Here is a 22,175-nt window from a genome sequence, read left to right on the forward strand (position 1 = left end):
GGCTCCCAGCGCTTGATTGCCAAGGTGCCTGCCCGCATGAGAATGGAACATTCGCAGGAGTTCCGATCAGCATGGATATCAAACCAGGATCGCGCTGGAAAAGCGCCGTGTGCGATGCACAGATGGTTGTGGTGAGGCCACCGCGGGCATCAGGTGTGCTGCAGTGCGGAGGCAGCGCGGTGCTCGAGCTCACCGATGCGGCCGCGCCGAGCGGGAGTATTCACCCGGACCATGCCGGCGGCGTGCTGATCGGCAAGCGCTACACCGATGCCGAAAGCGGGATCGAGGTTCTTGGAGCCAAGGCCGGCAAGGGCTCGCTGGCATTCGACGGGCGACCCTTGCAGATCAAGGACGCCAAACCCCTTCCTGCGTCCGACTAGGCCGAAGCCCTGTGCAGATTCCACTTCTTCTTGAACTGACCGCCGATGTCGCTCCAGAGCGCAAGGCCCTGGGCGATCTCGGCGATGGCCTCGACTTTGCCGCGATGCGCGGCAACGCCAGGGCTGCAGCGACCTGGCTGGGTGGTACGGGGGCTGACAATGCCGTCTTCGTCGGCCTGAACGGGGCCGCTCTGCCGGTTCTCATGTTTGCCAGCGGTATGGCGGGCAAGCCGTTCGTGCCGGTGAACTACCGCCTATCGGATTCTGAAGTGCGCAAGCTGATCGCGCGCACCGCTCCCTCGGTCGTCATCGTCGATGACGACATGCTGGCCCGCATTGAGGGGGTGGACGGGGCGCAGCTGTGCCCCCGCAGCGAATTCGAGGCACGCTTTCTGCAGCCATCCCCGCCAGCGGGTGAACCGACCGAAGATGCTGAAAACGATGTTGCTGTTCTTCTGTTCACCAGCGGCACCACCGGCGAACCCAAGGCCGCCATGCTGCGCCACGCAAACCTCACCTCCTATGTCATGTCGACAGTCGAGTTCCTGGGCGCGGGGGAAGACGAAGCAGCACTGGTCAGCGTGCCGCCCTATCACATCGCCGGGATATCGGCTGTCCTGACATCGGCTTATGGCGGGCGAAGGATCGTTTATCTGCCAGCCTTCACGGCTGAGGCGTGGGTAGAGATAGCTGCGCGGGAGCGGATCACCCACGCAATGGTAGTGCCCACGATGCTCGATCGTATCCTTGATGTGCTTGACCAATCCGGCGTGACCCTGCCTGCTTTGCGGGCCCTGTCCTATGGCGGCGGCCGCATGCCCGAGCCGGTGATCGCGCGAGCGCTGGAGGCCTTGCCGCATGTCGATTTCGTCAACGCCTATGGGCTCACCGAAACCAGTTCGACCATTGCGCTGCTGGGCGCGGCCGATCACCGCACAGCCATTGCCAGTTCCGATCCGGTGGTTCGCCGCCGCCTGGGATCGGTCGGCAAGCCGCTGCCGAGCATAGAGCTCCAGATCCGACGCGAGGACGGCAGCGTGTGCAATCCGGGCGAACCCGGTGAGATCCATGTCCGCGGTGATCAGGTGTCGGGCGAGTATCTCCACAAGAAGGCCATTGCCGACGATGGCTGGTTCGCCACCAACGATGCGGGCTGGCTGGATGATGAAGGCTATCTGTTTGTCGATGGCCGGTTGGACGACGTGATCGTGCGGGGCGGCGAAAACATTTCCCCCGGTGAGATTGAGGACGTCCTGCGCGCCCACGCCGATGTCGCAGACGTTGCAGTGCTAGGCCTGCCATGCGTGCAATGGGGCGAAAAGGTTGCCGCTGTCATTGTCACGCATGGCGCTCCGGGTGACGTGGAGGCGCTGGCGTATCATGTCAAAAGCCGCCTTCGGTCCACCAAAACGCCTGAAAGCTGGTTCTTCCGCGATGCGCTTCCCTATAATGAAACTGGCAAGTTACTGCGGCGGGTGCTGAAGACGGAACTGGCCAGCGAAAGCTGAGCTGGGTAGGCTTGCCGTCATGGCGAAGGCACCGCAACCGGGCGATATCGATTTCCTGACCGCAGACCGATTTTCCGCGCTGGGTGACACGCCCGTCATCATCGCCGATTTGCCGAGTTGGAATCTGCCCGAACCAGCGGTCCAGGCGGTGTGCATCGGGATCGATGCGGAAGGTCGGCTGCCTCCTGTTGACCCGGGCCAGTTCGACATTCTGGTGACCACGGCCAAGCAGGCCCCGGCACCATGGGTCAGCATCGAGCATGCGCGTCTTGAAAGCCATCTGCGCGACCTTGCACAAGCGGCGCACCATTGGCCTGCCGCAGCGACCATCCTGTGCCGGGTGCTCAGGATTTCAGAAACTATTCCGTTTAGCCATGCGCTCGATGTGGAGTCGCTTGCCTATTCCACGCTACTGGGCGGCGCAGAATTCCAGCGCTGGCGCATCGCCCGTGGCCCGTTGCCGCTCCCGGGCAGCGACGATAGCGAGGTACTGGTCGAGCGGGACGAAGACCTTGTCACCGTCACGTTGAACAATCCCGGTTCCCAAAATGCCATGACGGCGGGCATGCGCGATGCGCTGCATGGCGCGCTAGCCAACATCCTTGATGATCCCACCGGTCCTGAGCTGAGGCTCAGGGCGAACGGGCGGTGTTTCTCCACCGGTGGCGCTCTGGGTGAATTCGGCAGCGCTACCGACCTTTCGCAGGCGCATATCGTGCGCACCCTGCGCAGTTGCGCGCGCCTGCTTCACAGCTTGGGGGGCAGGGGGCAGGTGTACCTGCAGGGGGCATGTGTTGGCTCCGGAATCGAGATTCCCGCTGCCGCCGGTCGCCGCATCGCAGGCCCCGACGCGTGGTTCCAGTTGCCCGAGCTTCGGATGGGGTTGATCCCCGGCGCAGGCGGAACGGCCAGCATCGCGCGCGCAATCGGTCGGCACCGCACCGCCTGGATGGTTCTCTCCGGCAGGCGTATCCGTGCAAAACAGGCGCTGGCCTGGGGCCTTGTCCACGAGATAGCCCGATGACCGCGCCACTCTTGCTCGATGCAATAGCAGACGACGCCCGCCGCATTACCGCGCTTTCCCGCGACATGGGAAGGCATGTTTCCATAGATCCCGAGATGCTTCTGCAGCGTGACATTGCATTGCAGCCACCTGGCCTGTGGTCACCCAACCGGCATTGCAGGCTAGTTCAAGCTCGCGATGGGTGGATGGCCGTCAACCTGGCGCGGCAGGACGATCTGGCATCCGTGGCGGCATGGCTCGAATGTGATGACGCCGACGCGCCATGGGACGCAGTCATCGGCTTGGTCAAGGAACGGGCCACCGCGGACTTGCTGGAACGCTCTATCTTGCTGGGCATGCCCGTGTCGGTCGTAGGAGAGGCCCCGCTCGCGCAGGCAAGCGAACTGCATCCAGCCACCCGTCCGGAAAGAGCGCTAAAGGTGCTGGACTTGTCCGCATTATGGGCAGGGCCGCTGTGCGGTGCATTGCTCGCGGATGCAGGGCTGGAGGTGACGAAGGTTCAAGATCCGGCGCGCCCTGACCCCACCGCAGTCGCGACGCCGGTCCATCACCAGCGGTTGAATGGCCGCAAAAGCCATGTCTCGATGACCCTGGCCAGCTCTGCGGTGGGGGCGGCGCTGGATCGATGCGATGTGCTGATCACCAGCGCACGTCCGCACGCGCTGGCGCGACTGGGGCTGACCCCGGATGCGGTTTTCGATCGACACCCGCAGCTGATCTGGGTCGCGATTACCGCCCATGGCTTTATGGGGGACAACGCGATGCGGGTAGGTTTTGGAGACGATACCGCAGCTGCAGGAGGCCTGATCAGCCGGGTGGATGGAGCACCCAGTTTCCTGGGGGATGCGCTGGCCGACCCGCTGACAGGTCTGCGCGCGGCGCATCTGGCATTGCGTGCCATCGTCGAAGCGCGTGCCGGGCTGATTGATGTTGCGCTGGCATCTAGCGCCGCTGACTTTGCCAGGCGGGCGGGTTTGCGATGACCGATCGGTTCGATATTGTCCTTCGCGGGGTCAGGCTCAATCACGGCGCCGGTGTCGATTTCGGCATCCGGGATGGCAGGTTCTCGGCCATGTCATCGGGTCTGGGCCGGTGCGATAACGACATCGATTGCGATGGAAAGCTGCTGCTCCCCGGCTTGCATGATCATCATATCCACCTGTTCGCCACAGCGGCGCGGCTGCAATCCGTCGATCTGACACAGTGTACGCACCCCGATGCCATCGCCGCCGCGCTGCGGGCCAAGGCGGCACAGGCAGGGCCGGGTGAATGGGTGCGCGCCATCGGTTGTGACGAACGGGCCTCCGGCATCCCCGATCGCGGGCAGATCGATGGCTGGATAGCCGATCGCCCCGTGCGCATTCAGGACCGGACGGGAGCGCTGTGGATGCTCAACAGCGCAGGGCTTGCACAGCTTGGCGATGGGCCCTGGCCCGATGCGGTGGAGACCGATCCCTCGGGACGCCCCACCGGGCGCATCTGGCGCGGTGATGCCTGGCTGCAGGAGCGCATCGGATCACGGCCGCCCTCGCTTTCCGCATTGTCGCGCGAGCTTGCCCGCCGGGGCGTCATCGCCGTTACCGATGCAGGCGCGAACAACGGGCCCAAAGAGGCTGCGCTGCTGGGCGCAGCATTCCGCCAAGGGGACCTGCTGCAGCGCCTGACGATGATGGGGCGCGAAGACCTGCCGGACAGTGAGCCCTATCTGACCGGACCGGTGAAGCTGCTTTACGATGAACGCGATCTTCCCGATCCGGCCAGCATCGCTGCCCGCATCGAAGCAGCGCGCAGGCTAGGCCGCAACGTTGCCGCGCATTGCGTCACCGAGGCGGAACTGCTGGTGTATCTGGCCGTGCTCGACATGGCAGGCGGGGTCAGGCCCGGTGATCGCATCGAGCATGGCAGCATGATCCCGCAGGCGCTTATGCAGGACATCGCCCGGCTTGGGCTGATCGTTGTCGCCAATCCGGGGTTTATCGCCCGCCGCGGTGACAGGTATCTGGCGGAGATGGACGCCGGTGACCTCCCCGACCTGCAACGGTTGGCTTCGTTGCAGGCCAGCGGCATTCCGGTGCTGATCGGTAGCGATGCGCCCTATGGCCCCGTCAACCCCTGGGTGTCGATCCGTGCGGCGGCAAATCGCCAATGCCCTTCGGGTGCATTGCTCGGGGCTGAAGAAGCGATCGGCCCGTGGTCTGCATTGCAGTTGATGACGGCGCAAGGCGATCTTGCAGTCGGAGCCGTTGCAGACTGCATTCTGGTCGATGCCGACTGGGTCAACCAGCTTGCGGGGGACGCAGATCCTGACCCCGTCGCCATGACGATCATGGGTAGATATGCTCATTTAGGCCCCATCTATTCGCGCGGGCGATAGGTTGACCCCAAGCGGTTGCGCTATGCCGGTCGTGGGGGCATGCAGGGCCTGTGCACAGGTGAAGGGGATGGCATGACCGAGACACGAAGGCGTCGCACGCGCAATCCGGAAGCGACGCGCGAAACGATCCTGGCGGCAGCCCGCACCATTCTCGCCAAGGATGGGCCTGAAGGGCTGAGCCTCTCCAAGGTTGCGCAACTCGCCGGGGTAAACCGCGGGACCGCCTACCAGCATTTCGCCACGCGTGAGAACCTCATAACCGCGACCCTGAAATCGGTGTCCGACACCATCTTCCGCGAAGTCTTCGGCGATCCTGAAGCGATCGGCGAGCGCGATGTCGAGCATGTCGACATGGTGGCGGTACCTGAGCGTCTGGCGAATTTTGCGATGGAGAACCCTGAACTTGGCCGCATCTGGTTGCTTCAGGTTTTGTCTGCTCCCGACCCCGCCGAAGATCCTTTCTGGCGCGAATATGCAGGCTCCATCGGCCGGTTTGCGGATACCGACCTTGCAAAGCCGAATATCGATGTCGAGGTGTTTTCAGTCATCACGCTGGCGGCAAACTTTCTGTGGCCCGTCTGGGCACGGTCGCATTCGCAGAGCGACGATGAGCGCAAGGCGCTCGCCCACCGCTTCGCGCAGGAAGTCGTCCGCCTGTGCATGTACGGAACGCTCAAAGCCGAAAAGCTGCCCAATGTCGCAGCGCAACTCCAAGGCGCATCGCCGCCTCCACCGCCCCGCTTGCGGGTCATCCGCTGAATTTCAGGAAAGAATTTCCAATGTTTAATGCCATTCTGATCGAAAAGACTGACGATCTGCAGAGTGTGTCGCTCAAGCAGATCGACGAAACGCTGCTGCATGATGGCGATGTCACCATCGACGTTGCTTATTCGACCCTCAACTACAAGGATGGCCTGGCCATCACCGGAGCGTCCCCGGTGGTGCGCAAGTTCCCGATGGTTCCGGGGATCGATCTTGCCGGCACGGTGCGCGAATCAGCGCATGGTGACTGGAAGGCGGGGGACAAGGTCGTGCTCAACGGCTGGGGCGTGGGAGAAGGTCACACCGGCGGACTGGCGCAGGTTGCGCGGCTGAAGGGCGAATGGCTGGTGCCGCTGCCATCGGCTTTTACCGAAAAGCAGGCGATGGCGATCGGCACTGCCGGATACACCGCGGCTCTGTGCGTAGAGGCGCTGGTCAGGGCGGGCGTCACTCCCGATCAGGGCGAGGTGCTGGTCACCGGAGCCACCGGCGGCGTCGGCAGCGTAGCCGTCGCGCTGCTCAAGAAGGCGGGCTATACCGTGGCCGGATCCACCGGCAAGGCATCCGAAGTTGATTATCTCAAGCAGCTGGGTGCCGATTCGATCATCGATCGCGCCGAGCTTTCCGAAAAGGGCCGTCCGCTGTCCAAGGAACGCTGGGGCGGTGTGGTCGATTCCGTCGGCAGCCACACGCTGGCCAATGCTTGCGCCGCGACCCGCTATGGAGGCGCGGTGGCAGCCTGCGGCCTTGCGCAGGGTGCGGATTTCCCCGGCACCGTCATGCCCTTCATCCTGCGCGGTGTCCGCTTGCTGGGCGTCGACAGTGTCATGGCGCCCAAGGCTTCGCGCATGGCGGCGTGGGATCGTCTCGCCCGTGATCTTGACCCTGCTCTGCTCGATGTCATCGCGGTGGAAATCGGGTTGGGCGAGGCCATCGCTGCCGCCTCCGACCTTCTGGCCGGCAAGGTGCGCGGGCGCATCGTCGTCAATGTGAACCGCTGATCCGATGACCAGCGTAACGCCGTCCATCCTCCACGGCCCGCCGCTCGCCGAAGAATCAGGGCTTGGTGAGCTGACACTGTCCGGCTGGTTCCGTTCGGTGTGTGAAACCTGGGGTGAGCGCGAAGCGCTGGTCTATCATGATGGCGGCCTCGGCCAAGGCGAGCGGATCAGCTGGAGCTATGCCCAGCTGTGGGATCAAGCAAACGAGGTCGCCAAAGCGTTGGTCGCCTGCGGGGTGGGCAAGGGCACCCGCGTCGGCATACTGATGACCAACCGGCCCGAGTTCCTCGCAGCGACTTTCGGCACCGCGCTGGTCGGCGGCGTCGCGACCACGCTCAGCACCTTTTCCACCCCTGCCGAACTGGACCATCTGCTTGCGGCATCGGGAGTGTCGGTGCTGTTGATGGAACGGCAGATCCTCAAGAAGGACTTCGGCGCCATCCTGTCCGATCTTGATCCTGCGATTGCGCAGGGGCGGGCAGGCGAGATCACTTCGCTGCGGTATCCGTTCCTCAGCCATGTCGCGGCTCTGGGCGAGGCGGACGGTGCGATCGAGGGCTGGACTGCATTTCTGGCGCGCGGGCGTGGCGTAGAACAGACCCAGGTCGATGCCCGTGCCAGCACGAATCGCCCGGCGGACCCCGGGGTGTTGTTCTTCTCCTCCGGGTCGACAGCGTTGCCCAAGGGCGTACTTTCAGCGCATCGCGGGGTCACGTTGCAGCTGTGGCGTTGGCCGAAATGGTATCAGGCAAGGCCCGGCGACTTGCGGATGTGGTCGGCGAACGGGCTTTTCTGGTCGGGCAATTTCAGCATGGCACTGGGCGGCGCGCTGACCAGCGGCGGCGCATTGATCCTGCAGTCCACGTTCGATGCGCAAGAGGCGCTGCGCCTGATGGAGCGCGAGAGGGCGACCTTCCTCAATGCCTGGCCGCATCAGTGGGAGCAGATCATCGCTGCACCCAATTGGGCAGACGCAGACCTGTCATCGCTTAGCTATATCGACTTCAACTCGCCGATCGCGCAGCATCCGACGATCCAGTCTACCTGGCGCGAGCCATATGCCGCGTTTGGCAATACCGAAACCTTCACGCTGTTCACCGCTTATCCCGCCAACACCCCCGATGAGGTGACGGCAGGAAGCGTCGGGGTTCCGTGCCACGGCGTCACGGTGAAGATCGTCGATCCATTGACCGGCGATATCGTGCCCCAGGGCCAGCGCGGCGAGATCTGCGTCAAGGGGCCAACATTGATGCTGGGCTATATCGGCATACCGCTGACCGACACGCTGGACGCCGATGGCTTTCTGCGGACAGGCGATGGCGGCCATGTCGACGGCGCGGGACGTATGTTCTGGCACGGACGGCTCAACGACATCATCAAGACCGGCGGTGCGAACGTATCCCCGGTGGAGGTCGATACACTGCTGCGCACCATGGCGCAGGTCAAGATCAGCCAGACCGTGGGTGTGCCGCACGATACCCTGGGCGAGCTGGTGGTCAGCTGCATTGTGCCACATGAGAACACCAACCTTGATGCAGATGCCGTAAAGGCGTTTGCAAAGGAAAAGCTCGCCAGCTTCAAGGTGCCGCGCGCGGTGCTGTTCTTCGCCGAGGAAGACCTCGCCACAACCGGCACCAACAAGATCAAGACCGCCGACCTGCGTAAGCTGGCGGCAGAGAGGCTGGAGGCACTCGTCGCATGAACGACGCCTTGGAGATTGCCAACGTGAAGGCGCGCTATTGCGCGGCATCGGACCTGACACCTGTCGATCCTGCTGCGGCGCTGTCTGGCTTCCGCCAGGTCTTCACCGAAGATGTGGTCGGCGATTACGGGTTCCGGGTATTCGAAGGGTTTGAAGAGCTCACCGGCTTCATGACCACGGTCGTGGCCGGGAGCTCCGACTGGATGCTGCACATGGTGCACACGCCCCTGATTGCCGTCGATGGGAATCATGCGACCGGTGACTGGACTGTAATGAGCCAAATGAAACGGTCGGGCAGCGGACAGATCGACACGGTGATCGGGCGCTACGCGGACGAGTTCCGGAGAACCGAAAATGGGTGGAAGATTTGCCGCCTTCGTTTTGAGAGGTTGGCATGACCGACAGATTTGCAGGCAAAACCGTATTGGTCACAGGCGCCGCAGCGGGCCTGGGCCGGGCCTATGCGCTCAAGTTCGGTGCACAGGGAGCACATCTGATCCTGGCCGACATCAATGCCGATGGCATGGTGGAGACCGCAGCGATGGTCGAGGCGGTAGGCGGAACCGCTGAACATCATCTGTGCGACATGAGTGACGAGGCGCAGATCCAGGCGCTGGGGCAAGCCGTTCTGGCGGCGCATGACCGGCTGGACGTCCTGATCAACAACGCCGGAATGCACATGGGAGAAATCGCGCGCGGTTTCTTCGGGCTCGGTCAGGCCAAATGGCAGCATTTCTTTGCCGTCAACACGATCGGCCCGCTGCTGCTGGCCGAGGCGCTGCGTCCGGCGCTGGCGCGGGCAAAGGGCCTGATCATCAACAAGTCATCGATGGCGAGCTATCAGCCCCAGACGGCTTATGGCATCACAAAGGCGGCGCTCAACGTCTTCACCCATGCGATGGCCAGCCAGTTTGCGGCAGACGAGATCCGCTGCGTCGGAATCGCGCCGGGGCTGATGGAGACACCGGCGGCCAAGGACGGCGTGGAAGATGCCAACTGGGAGAGATTGCGCTCCATGCAGGCGGTCAAACGGCAGGGCACGGCCGACGACATCGCCAATCTGGGCATCTTTCTCGCCTCGGATGAAGGCAGCTTCATCAACAACCAGGTGCTGCTGTGTGACGGCGGGCATCAGTTGAGAGGATTCAGGATATGACCAGTCCTGCGTTTTCCGATTGGCTTGATATCTGCAACCTGAAGGCGCGGTACTGCCGGTGTCTCGATACCAAGGACTGGCAGGGCTATGCCGAGGTGTTCGCCGACGACGCGGTGCTCGACACCTCTCCGTCGGGTGGGTTGACGGTTGCCGGACGTGATGCTCTCGTCGCTTATGTCCGCTCTTCGATCAGCGAAGACACGATCACGACCCACCATATCCACGCACCCGAGATCGCGATCGACGGCGATACCGCCACGGGCATCTGGGCGATGCAGGATCGCAACATCTGGCCAAACGGGCGCAAGCTTCTGGGCTTTGGCCATTATCACGAACGCTATGTTCGCACAGCAGACGGGTGGCGGATTGCCGAGAGCAGTCTGACGCGGATCAACATGGAAATGACCAATGGCTGACTGTGTTGTCGCCTTGGGCAACCGGTCTGTCCGACATTAGGACATGGTTCGATGAGCATTTACACAACCACGCATCTCTACAACGTGACGGCCGGCAGGGAGGCCGACTACCAAGCGTGGTTCGATGGTGAGCATGCGCGCGATCTGTCGCGTCTGCGCGGCTTTCGATCCGCGGACCGGTATGAGGTGACGCCCGAACAGGTGATGCCCGACATCGCCCAGCCCTGGCGATTCATGAGCGTGTACGAGTTCGATTATCCCGCGCCGGAAATCGATCTGCCCGCGCTTGGCCCCCTGCTCGCCGAGGTGCGCGATTCTGGCCTGATCGATGACGCCAACGAGTCAGAGCGCATCTTTAGCTATGCCATGTACCGCGACTGGTACTCGGGGCCCAACCGCAATGTGGACAAGCCGTTCTCGGGCATGTTTATCATTCCGGCCAATTTCGTCGCCGGAATGGAGGCGGAATACCACGACTGGTACGACAACGTGCATATCCCGGAGGTCTGCCGTGTACCCGGGTTTGTCGCGATGAAGCGCGGGCGGCTTTCGCCTATCCAGATCGAACCAAAACGCTTCTGCCCCGGAAGCGAGATCGTCATGTGCGCGCACCAGACCGATGACCTGCTGTTTTCGGTAAAGGATTTCAGCGCGCGCGCTCGGGGGGTTAGCCCCAGCGGCGAGGCGATGGAGCCGCGGTCAAAGGCGGGAAGCTTTGCCCGTACGGTCCACTTCTTCAAACGTATCAGCGGCGCGCAGCAATGGGATGGCGGCATCGCCTATGCAGGTGATCTCTCCGTGTATCCCGCCGATTTCCGAATTACCGGGGCTTAGGTTGCATCGCTTGTGCGATTGCGTTTGCCCCCGTCTCGCTCTTTGCGCGTCGCCGCGATAGGGATGGTGCAAGGAGAGTGTCATGGGCAAGATCATCGTCATCACAGGTGCAGGCGACGGGCTGGGACGCGCGCTGTCACGGCGATTTGCAAAGGATGGCGATACCGTCATTCTGCTGGGCCGCACCTTTTCCAAGGTCGAGGCGGTTGCCGATGAAATCGGCGAGGGCCATTTGGCGCTGGAATGCGATGTCGCTGATCCGCAGTCCGTCCGTGATGCCTTCAAGGCGATTGGGCAGCGATATCCGCGCATCGATGTGCTGATCAACAACGCGGCTGTCTATGAGCCGTTCACCCTGGCCGAGGTGACCGACGCGCAGATCGCATCGCAGATCAACATAAATCTGGCAGGCCCTATCTTTTGCGCGCGAGAGGCGCTGCCGCTGCTGCGCGGCGGCGGGCATCTGATCAACGTGACCAGCGAGTCCGGCCCGCTCAAGATGCCAATGCTGTGGTTGTACGCTGCGACCAAAAGCGCGCTGGAATATATGTCCGACAGTTGGGCGCGCGAGCTGGAGTCAGAGGGCGTACGCGTAACGAATGTCCAGGCTGGAATGATGATGGACGAGACTAAGACCGGCAGCAACTGGCCGGCCGAGGTATCGATGCGCTTTGCAGTGGAGAACGCCAAGGTCGGCATCAACCTGCGTGAACGGCCGATCTCGCACTATAATTCTGCAGCCAGCGTGTTTCGCGCCATTCTTGATGCGCCTGCTGATCTTCACATGCAGTCCGTGGCACTGCGCGGCACGCGCTAGGGCTGAAACCGACCCGTCCAGCAAGGAAATCAACGCATGACATCTCTTCCCGATGCCCGACTTTTCATTGGTGGGCAGCTCCGCGATGCCAAAGGCGGCCGTACGTTCGACATCATCGGACCGTGGACGGGCGCCCCAGTGGGCAGGGCCGCGGATGCGTCCGTGCAGGATATCGAGGACGCGATTGCCGCCGCCCGGCGCGCGTTCGACGACACCGACTGGCCGACCAATGTCGATCTGCGCGTTTCGTTAGTCCAGAAGCTTTATGACCTGTTCGATGCCAATCGCGATCGCCTGTCCGATCTGGCCAGACATGAGGCTGGGGCCGCCATGGGCGCGGTCGGTCGCGCGCATGTCGACATGGCGATGGACGGATGGAAGGATTACCTCGCCGTCTTCCCGCAGGTGCAGTGGCAAAAGAGCTATGGGGAACGCAGCGGATACGGAATGATGCACGAGCGGATCGCGGTGTACGAGCCGGTCGGTGTTGTCGGTGCGATCACCCCATGGAACGTGCCGCTTTACGTCAATGTCGGCAAGGTCGTCGCGGCGCTTCTTGCGGGATGCACTGTCATCCTTAAGCCTGCTCCGAACACGCCAGGCATGGGTGCGATCTTTGGCGAACTGGCAGCGCAAGCGGGTTTCCCGCCGGGCGTGATCAATGTCGTGTTCGGAGAAGATGCAGCGCTGGCAGGCGAAATGCTGGTCAAGGACCCCAGGGTGGACCTGATCAGTTTCACCGGATCGACCGGTGTGGGCAAGCGCATCATGGAGCAGGGTGCAGCGACCCTGAAGCGTGTGTTTCTGGAGCTGGGCGGCAAATCGGCCAAGATCGTGCTGGAGGATTCGGAAAACTTCGCGATGGATGTCGCAACGACCATGCTGGTGTTCCATGCAGGGCAGGGCTGCGCGGTGCATTCGCGCCTGCTGGTTCCGCAAAGCCGCTATGAAGAGGCCAAGGCGATCCTGAAGGCGGCCTATGCCAATTTCGGTGACAATTGGGGAGACTTCGACAACCCCGGGCAGATCATGGGGCCGGTCATCTCCAGGCGGCAGATGGAACGCGTGCTCTCCTATATCGCGCTGGGCGAGGAGGAAGGGGCAACATTGCTGGCTGGCGGCAAGGCGCGGCCCGACAAGGGCGGCGGGTTCTTCATCGAACCGACGTGCTTTGTCGATGTCGACAACAGCATGAGAATTGCGCAAGAAGAGATCTTCGGTCCGGTGCTGGTGGTGATCCCGTTCCAGGATGACGACGATGCCGTCCGAATTGCCAATGAGTCGAGCTACGGTCTTTCCGGCGGCGTCGCCTCGGGCAGCCTCGATCGTGCTATGGCGGTGGCAAGGCGTGTCCGGACAGGATCCGTCAGCGTCAACGGGGGCATGTGCATCGCAGGGGACTTGCCTTTTGGCGGATACAAGTCTAGCGGCATCGGCCGTGAATGGGGCTTGGAAGGGATCGAGGAGTACCTCGAAACCAAGCTGATAGCCTGGCGAAAATAGGTGGTTTGAAGGCAGCGGATGGAAGCAGGGCAGTCAACGAATGTCGGCAAGAAGCGCCCTGCGGCCAGCGATGTAAGCCATAACCTCAATGGCCAGCGCCTGGGGCGCAAAGGGCGTGACACCCGCGACCGCATTATCGCCGCCGCCCGCGAAATCGTCGATGCGGATGACGGCACAGTGCTGACGCTGAGCGAGGTGGCGCGGCGAGCCAATTTGCGCATGGCCTCGCTCTATGTCTATTTCGCAGATCTGAGCGAACTGTTGCAAGCCATGCTCGATCCTGTGATGGCCGAAGCAGAGACCAGCTATCTGTGCCTCCTGCGGACGCCTTGGGGGCAGGATTCTCTGGCCGACGACGTTCAGCAATTCGTCCACGGCTTCTATGCATTCTGGCAGCGCAATTCAGGTATTCTGCATCTGCGCAACACCATGGCCGACCGCAAGGACCGGTTGATGACCAGTCAACGCATCAACGCCGCCCGCCCCGTCATCGACATGCTGGTGGTGCAGATGGGGTACGACCCGGCCCAGCGCGGGTCTTCCGCCGTGGGCATGGCGACCGTGCTCTATATGGGTTTTGAGCGCGCCGTGAACATCGCGACTGACCGTCATTTCGGCGATGCGATGGAGGGCCAGTTTGCCCCGGACGTGAAGCATTATCTGGACGCAGTCTCGCGACTGTTCGAAGTGGCGATCACCGATATGCGATTGGCCACTACCGCCTGATCGTTATTCCTTGGACCCGATGCCCTTGATATACTGCTCGATCCGGGCCTGGTAGGCCGGGTTGAGCATCAGTGCGCTGTTGGCCATGCGTTCGACATGGCGGGCAGTATCGCGACCGACCTCAGCAGCCATGTCGATCGCGATCTTGGCCGCCCCCATCTGCTCCGCGTCGCTCTTCTTAAGATGATGACAGAACGCCAGCGCTGCATCGTCGAAGCCGTCATCGGGCAGCACGTCGTGCACAAGCCCCATGATGTGCGCCTTGTCGGCATCGGCTTTCTGGTTGCCCATGATCAACCAGCGGGCCCAGTGTGGGCCGCAGGTCCGGGTCAGCCGGCTGACTCCGTTGCTCGCGGGCAGCACCCCGAACAAGCCTTCGGGGAAGGAGAACGAAGCCCCTTTGGCGGCCAGCCTGAAATCGCAGGACAGCGCCATCTCAAGTCCGCCGCCAACGCACGCCGAATGGATGGCCGCGACGATCGGCTTTTCGATATGCTCCATCTCGTCATAAATGCGGTGCATGCCGTGCAGGCCGGTCCGGTGGTTTTCGCGGATACCAGTCGCGGTGCGCTTGGTCGCTCCGCCGCTACCGCTGCGCATGTCGGCTCCGGCACAGAAATACCGCCCGTTGGCCCGGATCAGCATGACCCGCAGTGCGTCAGTGTCCCGAAAGTGCAGCAGTGCAGCCTCGAACAGCTGCATCGTTTCTCCCGAAAGGGCATTGAGCTTTTCGGGCCGGTTCAGCGATACGATCAGGACGCCATCGTCCTCACGGGTCAAAAGGTGCGGTTCATCGGCCATGTTCAATCCTCAAGCCCGCGTGCGGGGCAGTCCCAGGTTCCGCTCGGCGATCATCGATCGATGCACTTCGCTGGTCCCGCCATAGATGGTCGCTCCTTGCGCATGGCGATAGAACAGATTGAGCTCGGCTGTCGGCCCGGGCCGCAGCGATAGCGAATCGGGTGCAGTCAGGTCCAGCAGGTCGCGTGCATCGGTCAGAAACTTCTCGGACGAGAACATCTTGGCCATCGGGCCATAAGCGAGGTTGGCCTTCTTCTCCGCGATCACCCATTGCGCGCGGAACGTTATGAGCTCGGCCAACCACAGATGCGCGGCGGTTCGGGCAAGCCGCGCTTGGGCCTGCTGCTGCTCGATCAGCGGCTTGCCATTCCGGCTGATCTGGCGGCACGCAGCGACGCCTGCGTCCAGCATCTTGCGCATGTACTTGCCGAAGCCGCCGCCGTGTTCGAGCTCCAGGCTGGCGCTCATCGTCTTGACGCCGCCATCGACCTCCCCCAGCCGCCAGCTGTCGGGGATGCGGACATTGTCGTAGAAGGTGATGTTCGTGCGTTCATCCTGGAATGTGTAAACCGGCTGAACCGTCACGCCCTCGGCTTTCAGCGGCACGATGAACATGGTGAGCCCGGCATGCTTGGCCACTTCGGTGTTGGTGCGGCACAGCATCAGCACATAGGATGACAGGTTCGCGCCGGATGTGAACATTTTGGTACCGTCGATCCGCCATCCATTTCCTTCGGGTGTCGCTTTGCATTGCGCCGCGAACACGTCGGATCCTGAACCCGGTTCCGAATATCCCAGGCTGCAGATGGCCTCGCCCTGCATCAGCCTGGGCAGCACGTCTGCCTTGAGTTCGTCCGACCCGAAGCGATGGATGATCAACGCCACCATCTGCGTCACGTTGGCAGCAGGGTTGTTGTAACCGTGATGCTCGAACGCATCCATCGCGGCCATCTGGGCATAATGCGACAGCTTCTTGCCACGCAGATCGCCCGGCAGACCGGGGAACAGCAGACCTGCATCAGCCAGCTTCTTGTGGACGGTGGGGACAAAGCCCTCCCAGCTGTAGTGGAAGTGTGATCGTTCCTCGTCGCTGACCTGGCTCGTGAAGAACGCATCGATCTCGCGGGTCATCTGCGCGGCATCCTCGCCCAGATCAAACTCGATCGGGCAGTCGCCGGCGGGGGGGAGCGAAGCGGTTTCACCGGCATACAGCCGCCGTCCGGCCTCGTCGAGCAGCAGCGCCGGGTCCCCATAGACAAGGGGCCAGGCCTTGGCCCGCAGATTGAACAGGTGGATGTCGTATTCGGTGGTGAGACCATAGCCGCCGAAGGTGTGCAGCGCCTGGGCAACGCAGCGCGCCGCGGCGATTGCGTTCCACCACGCTGCGATCGAGACGGCAGCACCTGCCTCTTTACTGCCATCTGCGATATTGCGGATAGCCTTCCACACCAGCATCGTGCCGCCATCGGCCTCGGACGCCAGATCAGCGAGCGGGTGCGAGATGCCCTGGAACTGGCCGATGAACTGGCCGAACTGCTTGCGCTCGCCAGCATAGGCCGATGCGAGCCTCAGCGACTCCTTCGAAAGCCCTGCAAGCCCCGCTGAAATCAGCAGTTTCCATTCTTCCACGCCGGCGTCGAAGTCGGCTGGTGCAATCGCGAGCGGTGCACCCTCACGCCCGGTAAAGTCGATGTGCGCTATCGGCGTATCGGCCAGGTTGCGTTCGGCCTTTTGATCGGCAGCGGCGAGTGTGACGAGCACGACGTCGTCACCCCGGCGGGCGATCACGGCCTCGGCGATGCTGGCGCCTGCCACCCATTGCTGCGGGGTTGTCGCGATGTCGTGCAAGGCAATCGTCACCACAGCGTCGCCTGCCAGAACGCGTTCCAGAAGGTCAGGCTGCGCCCCCGATTGCGCCAGCAGCCGGGTTGCAACCAGCGCTTCTGCCAGCGGCCCGGAAACCAGAGTGCGGCCCGCCTCTGTCATCAGAAGGGTTGCATCGAACAGGCCGAGGCCAAGGCCACCGGCGTCTTCGGAAACACGAATGGACAGTGCGCCCTGTTCCGCCAGACCGCGCCACAGATCCGGGTCGAACCCGCCCGGAGCAGCGGCGCGTACCCGGGCCATGCTGCTGTTTTCATCGAGGAACCGCGCGAACATGTCGCGCATCATCTCCTGGTCGTCGGTCAGGTCGAAATTCATCGGGTGTTCCTCAGGCGTAACGTCAGGCTGCGGGCTTGGCCCTGCTCATCATTTTCGAAATGTCGATTTGCCCGGTGGCGAGCGATCCCATGAATCCGCCATCGACCGGCAACACAACGCCGGTGATAATGCCGGCCATGCCGCTGTTCAAAAGTGCAACGCCCTGCGCCTGCTCTTTCGCGGTGGAATAACGGCCCAGCGGCTCGGCCGCGGCATCGACCACCTCCTTGCCCGATGTCGCATGGAAGGTCTCCATCATCGGGGTCTGGGTGGGGGAGGGCAGGGTGCAGTTGATGCGGATGCCTTTCTTGATCAGCCGGGCACACATGAACTGTGTCCACACGATCACCGCCTCCTTCGAGAAAGCGTAGCCTTCGGCTACATGCTCGCTGTGCGCCTCGGCCCAGGCGATCGCGCCATCGAAACCGCTGGTCTGCATGAGTTCCATGTGCACCGGAATGCGCCTCGACCACCCCAGCCCGCCAGTGGAAGCGATGCTGACGATGGCACCGCCTTCGCCCATTGCAGGGATCACGCATTCGGTCAGATGGCGGGTGCCGGCAAAGTTGACCGCGAAGGTGTCCATAGCCGGAAACGCACCGCCACCGGGCAGGCCTGCGCAATTGAACAAGGCATCGATCTTGCCGCCAATAGCGGCCACGCCCGCCTCTATGCTCGCCGGATCGCGCAGGTCGATCTGCTGGAACGATGCCAGGGGAAGCGCGCACGGCTTGTAGTCGAGGCCGTGGACCTCGGCACCCAGATCGAGCAGCAGCTTCGCGGTCGCCTCACCCATGCCGGAATAGCATCCGCTGACGATCACCCGTTTGCCCCGATAGCCCAGAAGATCGTTCATCTCGTGTTCCTTGCATCAAATGTGCTGTTGCCTGCAGCTTTCGCAGGACGGGGTCTGCCAATCAACCGCATGGCTCCCAAATCGTCGCGGCGATAAGGCCGGCCTTGCCTTGGCTTGCGGCCTGTGTGCGCTATGCAAGGATGCAGGGTTCAAAGGACGAGGCATATGACATGGCAACGCTCGCGCATCAGGCTTGATGGCGACAACACGGCATTCTGGACCGGCGGGGCGGAAGGGCGGCTGAAGATTCATAAATGCGCCGATTGCGGGGGATTCACCCATCCCCCGCGAGAGTTCTGCCGCCACTGCCAGTCAGACAACGTCGGGCCCCATGCCGTGTCAGGGGCAGGGGTCATCGACACCTATACCGTCAATCACCAGAAATGGGCCGCCGATATGGAAGTGCCCTTTGTGATTGCCCGGGTTAGGCTGGACGATGCGCCAGATGTGTGTCTCACCACCAACATCGTCAACTGCCCGGTCGACAGCGTCGACATTGGCGACCGGGTGAGGGTCGTTTTCGAGGAACAGGACGGCATATGGTACCCGTTGTTCGAGAAGGTGGAATGACCATGGCGCGTGAAGCATATATCACTGGCATCGGCATGTCCGAGGTCGGTGTGCGTCTGGCGCGCTCGCCGCTGGGGCTGACCATGGATGCGATCCGCGAGGCGGTTTCGGACGCCGGCCTGACGCTGGACCAGATCGACGGGGTTTCGACCTATCCCGGCAAGATGCAGACATTCCTGGGCTTTTCCCCCATTGGCGTCGACGATGTGATCGAAACCTGCGGGTTGAAGACGCGCTGGCACTCTGGTGCGGCCGAGGCGACTGCGCAGCTTGGCGCGATTGCAGATGCAGCAGCGGCCGTGCGGTCAGGCAATGCCCGGCACGTCCTGTGCTTCCGGACGGTGTACGAAGCGGCTGCGATGGCACGGCCGGAGCAGTTCCCGCCGCTGGAACGCCGCAAGGATGTCACGGGCAACTCGCAATGGGTATCGCCCTTTGGCGCGTTCTCGGCGGCCTGCTGGACCGCGCAGTTCGCGATGCGGCACATGAAGCAGTACGGCATGACCCGCGAGCAGCTGGCGCAGGTCGCGATCAACGACCATCGCAATGCCGCGCTCAATCCGCGCGCGATGGTGAAAGAGCCGCTGACGATTGAAAAGTATCTCGACGCGCGGATGATCTCGACGCCGTTCTGCCTGTATGATTGCGACCGCTTCACCGATGCATCGACGGTGGTGATCGTCTCGGCGGGAGACGCGCTGGACGAGGTCACATCCACGCCGATCCGGATCGCAGCGTCGGCAGGGTCGGTGGATCGTTACAGCTGGGACCAGGCCGAATGGGCGGCCGCCTATCCCACCGGGCGCGACCTGTGGAAAAACACCGACTATACCGTTGATGATCTCGACACGGTCCAGCTCTACGACGGCTTCTCGTTCCAGCCGATCACCTGGCTGGAAGGGCTTGGCGTCTGCGGGGTAGGCGAAGGGCACAGGTTCATCGAAGGCGGAACTCGGATCGCGCTGGATGGCGAGTTGCCGATGAACACTGGCGGCGGACAGCTTGGCTGGGGCCGGTTGCACGGCTTTGGCTATGCCTATGAATCGGTCGTGCAGCTGCGCGGCGATGGTGGGGCTCGGCAGATCAAGGGCGATCCGACGCTTGCGGTGGCGACATCGGGTGGTGGGCCGATGGCGGCTGCGCTGTTGCTGGCGCGGGACTGATCGCCAGCCCCGCGCCGCGCATGATTACCAGACCAATGGCACCGATTCAGGGCCGATCACCCCGCCGGGGCGGTACACCGTCTCGGCACCCGGCCTGACCTTGAAGTCGGGAATGCGCTTGAGCCATTCCTGCAGCGCGATCTTGATTTCCAGCCTGGCCAGATGCGCCCCCATGCAGCTGTGGATACCCACGGTGAAGGCAAGGATGATCTTCTTGGGCCGGTTGAAATCCACCACGGTGGGGTTGGGGAACACGTCCGGGTCATAATTGCAGGCCGGAAGGATGCTGGTGACCTTGTCGCCCTTCTTCATCTGGACCCCGCGGACCTCAACATCCTGGGCAACCGTCCTGCCGGAAAAGGTGACCGAGAACACGCGCAGCAGCTCTTCGACCTGTGCGTTGATGTTGTCGGGATTGTCGATGATCTCCTGCCGGCGTTCCGGATTGCGGGCCAGCCACAGCCAGATATTGTTGAGTGTCGCAAAAACGGTGTCCAGCCCTGCGATGAAAAGGAACGTCACGAAGCCGAACGCCTCCTTGTCGGATATGCGTTTGCCGTCGAACTCGGCATGCACGATGCGGCTCACGAGCCCGTCATCAGGATTGGCTTCCTTCTCGGCTATTGCAGTTGTCAGATAGTCGCCGATTGTCTTGAGCGTATCGCCCATGATCTTCCGGTCATTGGAGTGCAGCAGCGCCATTGCCCAACTGACAAAGGTGTCGCACATGTCGCGTGGCAGCCCCATCAGGTCCAGGAATACGAGGACCGGCAGAGGCCGACCGAACACCTCGTCGAACTCGCACTCACCCTTTTCGATGACTTCATCGATCAACTCGTTGGCTAGCGCGCGGATGCGTTCTTCCAGCTTGAGCACGCCCTGCGGGCTGACCACGGGATCGACGATGTTGCGATATTTGCGGTGTTCCGGCGGATCGATCTCGATGGGGATGAAGTAGAAGTAGTTGTTGGGATCACGCGGAAACGGCGTGGCATCCTCGTTCGAGAAATATTCGGCGTGGCGCAGCGCGAACAACGCATCTTCATGCTTGGTAAGCACCCAGGCGTTGCCGAACGGGCCTACATCGTAGAAGATCGGCGGGAACCTTTCGTGCATCGCCGGAAAGAACGTGTACGGATCCGCCAGAAATTCGGGGCTGTAGATTAGCCCTGCCTGGCGAACCAGTTCGGGTGGGACGTGATCGGGCACCTGGTCCATGCCGAAGCGGCGGACGATGTTGGTCGGCGCGACCGGATTTGCAGGGTCGATGCGCATGCTCTTTCTCCTGGTCGCGTTTTAGTACTGGGCTTCGGGCAAGTGGACGATGAGGCCATCCAATTCTGCCGACATGACGATCTGGCAGGAAAGGCGGCTGCTCGGCTTGATCGGTGCAGCGGTGGATTCGAGCATTTCGCTCTCCTCGCGCGACGCCGGTCCACCGACCCTTTCGGTCCAGGCATCATCGACATAGCAATGGCAGGTGGCGCAGGCCAATCCGCCACCGCATTCGCCGACGATCCCGGGAAGATCGTTATGAAGCGCGCCGCGCATCACATTTTCGCCCAGGGCCAAATCAATGGCATGTTCGGCGCCATCGAACTCGACATAGGTAACGGCTGGCATAAGCGCTCCTTGCAGGCTGCAACGCGGGGACTGAGAACAACGTTCTCGACAGCCTTGGTATATCGCGGTAACAACAGAATGGAAGGGCAATGTCTGCGGGAGTTCATGTTGCATCGCTGGGGCGTTATCGATGGCTGAGCGGCGGGCGAGGATCGTCCGGGCTGCGTATGACCTGTTGGCGCGCGACGGGCTGGAAGGGTTGACGATCCGTTCGGTGCTTGCCGAAACGGGCCTTGCCCGGCGCGCCTTTTATGACCGGTTCGCCACGAAGGATGACCTTGTCCTGGCCGTGTTCCAGCACACGCTTTCTGACGCGGCGGCACGGTTTGCCGAGCTCATTGCTCCGGTCGAATGCCCAGTCGAGCGCCTCCGTCTGATCGTCGTCGGGATCGTGTTGGGGCATGGGCGGCGCGACGCGGATGGCGATGATGCGCCAAACTACCGAGCCGCTGCGCTTAGCCGCGAGCACCTGCGGCTTGCGGAGGCGCGGCCTGCGGAATTGCAACGGGCCATCGCCCCCTTGGTCGAGCTGATCGCCACGCAATTGCAGGCCGGAATGCAATCAGGCCAGGTTCGCAGCGCGAATGGCGAGAGGCTGGCGCACCTCGTCTACAATCTTGTGTCCACAACCGTGCACAGCCAGTTGATTGCCGAAGAGCATCAGATGCCGGATCTGGAAGATCGAAGCCGTCTTGCCGGGGATTTGTGGGAATTCTGCCTGCGCGCTGTCTCTGCCTGACAGGCCGAGAGGCAAAGT

At 62.5% G+C, this 22,175-nt stretch carries 23 protein-coding genes; 18 read left to right on the forward strand and 5 right to left on the reverse strand.

Annotated features, from left to right (window positions below; all coding sequences use genetic code 11):
- The first annotated feature begins 71 nt into the window (after positions 1-71).
- The 15 genes from BSY18_RS04810 (at position 72) to BSY18_RS04880 (ending at position 14,203) form a co-directional block, all read left to right on the forward strand.
- Entirely contained in the window at positions 72-380 is a 309-nt protein-coding gene (locus BSY18_RS04810) for a hypothetical protein (RefSeq protein ID WP_171900173.1), read from the forward strand.
- A gap of 11 nt (positions 381-391) precedes the next feature.
- A complete protein-coding gene (locus tag BSY18_RS04815) occupies positions 392-1,888 on the forward strand; it encodes a class I adenylate-forming enzyme family protein (protein WP_069049838.1) in 1,497 nt (498 codons plus the stop codon).
- Between the two features lie 19 nt (positions 1,889-1,907).
- Positions 1,908-2,912 (forward strand): enoyl-CoA hydratase/isomerase family protein, encoded by a 1,005-nt coding sequence (locus BSY18_RS04820; RefSeq protein ID WP_083231310.1) that lies wholly within the window; start codon positions 1,908-1,910, stop codon positions 2,910-2,912.
- A complete protein-coding gene (locus tag BSY18_RS04825; protein WP_083231311.1) occupies positions 2,909-3,895 on the forward strand; it encodes a CoA transferase in 987 nt (328 codons plus the stop codon). Before BSY18_RS04820 ends, BSY18_RS04825 begins: the two co-directional genes overlap by 4 nt.
- On the forward strand, positions 3,892-5,286 hold the full coding sequence (locus tag BSY18_RS04830; protein WP_069049840.1) for an amidohydrolase family protein: 1,395 nt from the start codon (positions 3,892-3,894) through the stop codon (positions 5,284-5,286). The genes BSY18_RS04825 and BSY18_RS04830 overlap by 4 nt, the downstream gene beginning before the upstream one ends.
- A 72-nt stretch (positions 5,287-5,358) precedes the next feature.
- Entirely contained in the window at positions 5,359-6,045 is a 687-nt protein-coding gene (locus BSY18_RS04835) for a TetR/AcrR family transcriptional regulator (RefSeq protein WP_069049841.1), read from the forward strand.
- 20 nt (positions 6,046-6,065) lie between these two features.
- Positions 6,066-7,049 carry an acrylyl-CoA reductase (NADPH) gene (gene acuI, locus BSY18_RS04840; protein ID WP_069049842.1) on the forward strand — a complete coding sequence of 328 codons (984 nt, stop codon included), beginning with the start codon at positions 6,066-6,068 and terminating at the stop codon, positions 7,047-7,049.
- A gap of 4 nt (positions 7,050-7,053) precedes the next feature.
- Positions 7,054-8,751: a class I adenylate-forming enzyme family protein gene (locus BSY18_RS04845; RefSeq protein ID WP_069049843.1), complete on the forward strand. Its 1,698-nt coding sequence runs from the start codon at positions 7,054-7,056 to the stop codon at positions 8,749-8,751.
- Positions 8,748-9,149, forward strand: a complete 402-nt coding sequence (locus BSY18_RS04850) for a nuclear transport factor 2 family protein (protein WP_069049844.1) — start codon at positions 8,748-8,750, stop codon at positions 9,147-9,149. Before BSY18_RS04845 ends, BSY18_RS04850 begins: the two co-directional genes overlap by 4 nt.
- Positions 9,146-9,907 (forward strand): SDR family NAD(P)-dependent oxidoreductase, encoded by a 762-nt coding sequence (locus tag BSY18_RS04855; RefSeq protein WP_069049845.1) that lies wholly within the window; start codon positions 9,146-9,148, stop codon positions 9,905-9,907. The genes BSY18_RS04850 and BSY18_RS04855 overlap by 4 nt, the downstream gene beginning before the upstream one ends.
- Positions 9,904-10,323 carry a nuclear transport factor 2 family protein gene (locus BSY18_RS04860; protein WP_069049846.1) on the forward strand — a complete coding sequence of 140 codons (420 nt, stop codon included), beginning with the start codon at positions 9,904-9,906 and terminating at the stop codon, positions 10,321-10,323. Before BSY18_RS04855 ends, BSY18_RS04860 begins: the two co-directional genes overlap by 4 nt.
- 51 nt (positions 10,324-10,374) lie before the next feature.
- Positions 10,375-11,157 (forward strand): hypothetical protein, encoded by a 783-nt coding sequence (locus tag BSY18_RS04865; protein WP_069049847.1) that lies wholly within the window; start codon positions 10,375-10,377, stop codon positions 11,155-11,157.
- A gap of 82 nt (positions 11,158-11,239) precedes the next feature.
- Positions 11,240-11,974: an SDR family oxidoreductase gene (locus tag BSY18_RS04870; RefSeq protein WP_069049848.1), complete on the forward strand. Its 735-nt coding sequence runs from the start codon at positions 11,240-11,242 to the stop codon at positions 11,972-11,974.
- 36 nt (positions 11,975-12,010) lie between these two features.
- A complete protein-coding gene (locus BSY18_RS04875) occupies positions 12,011-13,477 on the forward strand; it encodes an aldehyde dehydrogenase family protein (RefSeq protein ID WP_069049849.1) in 1,467 nt (488 codons plus the stop codon).
- Between the two features lie 18 nt (positions 13,478-13,495).
- Positions 13,496-14,203 carry a TetR/AcrR family transcriptional regulator gene (locus BSY18_RS04880; protein ID WP_069049850.1) on the forward strand — a complete coding sequence of 236 codons (708 nt, stop codon included), beginning with the start codon at positions 13,496-13,498 and terminating at the stop codon, positions 14,201-14,203.
- Between the two features lie 3 nt (positions 14,204-14,206).
- Here BSY18_RS04880 and BSY18_RS04885 read toward each other — a convergent pair whose 3' ends face one another.
- Genes BSY18_RS04885 through BSY18_RS04895 form a run of 3 tightly spaced genes read right to left on the reverse strand, consistent with a single transcriptional unit; the run spans position 14,207 to position 18,062 of the window.
- Positions 14,207-15,004 carry an enoyl-CoA hydratase/isomerase family protein gene (locus BSY18_RS04885; protein WP_069049851.1) on the reverse strand — a complete coding sequence of 266 codons (798 nt, stop codon included), beginning with the start codon at positions 15,002-15,004 and terminating at the stop codon, positions 14,207-14,209.
- 9 nt (positions 15,005-15,013) lie between these two features.
- The gene (locus BSY18_RS04890) at positions 15,014-17,206 is read right to left on the reverse strand and encodes an acyl-CoA dehydrogenase family protein (protein ID WP_069049852.1); all 2,193 of its coding nucleotides are present in this window, start codon (positions 17,204-17,206) and stop codon (positions 15,014-15,016) included.
- A 22-nt stretch (positions 17,207-17,228) separates the two neighbouring features.
- Positions 17,229-18,062 (reverse strand): coniferyl-alcohol dehydrogenase, encoded by an 834-nt coding sequence (locus BSY18_RS04895; protein ID WP_069049853.1) that lies wholly within the window; start codon positions 18,060-18,062, stop codon positions 17,229-17,231.
- A 165-nt stretch (positions 18,063-18,227) separates the two neighbouring features.
- Between BSY18_RS04895 and BSY18_RS04900 the strand changes: the two genes are divergently transcribed.
- On the forward strand, positions 18,228-18,632 hold the full coding sequence (locus BSY18_RS04900; protein WP_069049854.1) for a Zn-ribbon domain-containing OB-fold protein: 405 nt from the start codon (positions 18,228-18,230) through the stop codon (positions 18,630-18,632).
- The gene (locus BSY18_RS04905) at positions 18,629-19,795 is read left to right on the forward strand and encodes a thiolase family protein (protein WP_083231312.1); all 1,167 of its coding nucleotides are present in this window, start codon (positions 18,629-18,631) and stop codon (positions 19,793-19,795) included. Before BSY18_RS04900 ends, BSY18_RS04905 begins: the two co-directional genes overlap by 4 nt.
- Before the next feature lie 24 nt (positions 19,796-19,819).
- Here BSY18_RS04905 and BSY18_RS04910 read toward each other — a convergent pair whose 3' ends face one another.
- Both BSY18_RS04910 and BSY18_RS04915 read right to left on the reverse strand, forming a co-directional pair.
- On the reverse strand, positions 19,820-21,070 hold the full coding sequence (locus BSY18_RS04910; RefSeq protein WP_069049856.1) for a cytochrome P450: 1,251 nt from the start codon (positions 21,068-21,070) through the stop codon (positions 19,820-19,822).
- Positions 21,071-21,091: 21 nt separating this feature from the next.
- Positions 21,092-21,418, reverse strand: coding sequence for a 2Fe-2S iron-sulfur cluster-binding protein (locus BSY18_RS04915; protein WP_069049857.1), 327 nt, complete (start codon positions 21,416-21,418; stop codon positions 21,092-21,094).
- A 130-nt stretch (positions 21,419-21,548) separates the two neighbouring features.
- Between BSY18_RS04915 and BSY18_RS04920 the strand changes: the two genes are divergently transcribed.
- Positions 21,549-22,157, forward strand: a complete 609-nt coding sequence (locus tag BSY18_RS04920) for a TetR/AcrR family transcriptional regulator (RefSeq protein WP_069049858.1) — start codon at positions 21,549-21,551, stop codon at positions 22,155-22,157.
- Positions 22,158-22,175: the final 18 nt, after the last annotated feature.

Source organism: Blastomonas sp. RAC04, assembly GCF_001713435.1.
GTDB classification, from domain to species: domain Bacteria; phylum Pseudomonadota; class Alphaproteobacteria; order Sphingomonadales; family Sphingomonadaceae; genus Blastomonas; species Blastomonas fulva.

Coding starts and splice junctions, on each gene's coding strand:
- BSY18_RS04810 (WP_171900173.1), top strand. CDS start 72: ATGGATATCAAACCAGGATCGCGCTGGAAAAGCGCCGTGTGCGATGCA.
- BSY18_RS04820 (WP_083231310.1), top strand. CDS start 1,908: ATGGCGAAGGCACCGCAACCGGGCGATATCGATTTCCTGACCGCAGAC.
- BSY18_RS04825 (WP_083231311.1), top strand. CDS start 2,909: ATGACCGCGCCACTCTTGCTCGATGCAATAGCAGACGACGCCCGCCGC.
- BSY18_RS04830 (WP_069049840.1), top strand. CDS start 3,892: ATGACCGATCGGTTCGATATTGTCCTTCGCGGGGTCAGGCTCAATCAC.
- BSY18_RS04835 (WP_069049841.1), top strand. CDS start 5,359: ATGACCGAGACACGAAGGCGTCGCACGCGCAATCCGGAAGCGACGCGC.
- acuI (WP_069049842.1), top strand. CDS start 6,066: ATGTTTAATGCCATTCTGATCGAAAAGACTGACGATCTGCAGAGTGTG.
- BSY18_RS04845 (WP_069049843.1), top strand. CDS start 7,054: ATGACCAGCGTAACGCCGTCCATCCTCCACGGCCCGCCGCTCGCCGAA.
- BSY18_RS04850 (WP_069049844.1), top strand. CDS start 8,748: ATGAACGACGCCTTGGAGATTGCCAACGTGAAGGCGCGCTATTGCGCG.
- BSY18_RS04855 (WP_069049845.1), top strand. CDS start 9,146: ATGACCGACAGATTTGCAGGCAAAACCGTATTGGTCACAGGCGCCGCA.
- BSY18_RS04860 (WP_069049846.1), top strand. CDS start 9,904: ATGACCAGTCCTGCGTTTTCCGATTGGCTTGATATCTGCAACCTGAAG.
- BSY18_RS04865 (WP_069049847.1), top strand. CDS start 10,375: ATGAGCATTTACACAACCACGCATCTCTACAACGTGACGGCCGGCAGG.
- BSY18_RS04870 (WP_069049848.1), top strand. CDS start 11,240: ATGGGCAAGATCATCGTCATCACAGGTGCAGGCGACGGGCTGGGACGC.
- BSY18_RS04875 (WP_069049849.1), top strand. CDS start 12,011: ATGACATCTCTTCCCGATGCCCGACTTTTCATTGGTGGGCAGCTCCGC.
- BSY18_RS04880 (WP_069049850.1), top strand. CDS start 13,496: ATGGAAGCAGGGCAGTCAACGAATGTCGGCAAGAAGCGCCCTGCGGCC.
- BSY18_RS04885 (WP_069049851.1), bottom strand. CDS start 15,004: ATGGCCGATGAACCGCACCTTTTGACCCGTGAGGACGATGGCGTCCTG.
- BSY18_RS04890 (WP_069049852.1), bottom strand. CDS start 17,206: ATGAATTTCGACCTGACCGACGACCAGGAGATGATGCGCGACATGTTC.
- BSY18_RS04895 (WP_069049853.1), bottom strand. CDS start 18,062: ATGAACGATCTTCTGGGCTATCGGGGCAAACGGGTGATCGTCAGCGGA.
- BSY18_RS04900 (WP_069049854.1), top strand. CDS start 18,228: ATGACATGGCAACGCTCGCGCATCAGGCTTGATGGCGACAACACGGCA.
- BSY18_RS04905 (WP_083231312.1), top strand. CDS start 18,629: ATGACCATGGCGCGTGAAGCATATATCACTGGCATCGGCATGTCCGAG.
- BSY18_RS04910 (WP_069049856.1), bottom strand. CDS start 21,070: ATGCGCATCGACCCTGCAAATCCGGTCGCGCCGACCAACATCGTCCGC.
- BSY18_RS04915 (WP_069049857.1), bottom strand. CDS start 21,418: ATGCCAGCCGTTACCTATGTCGAGTTCGATGGCGCCGAACATGCCATT.
- BSY18_RS04920 (WP_069049858.1), top strand. CDS start 21,549: ATGGCTGAGCGGCGGGCGAGGATCGTCCGGGCTGCGTATGACCTGTTG.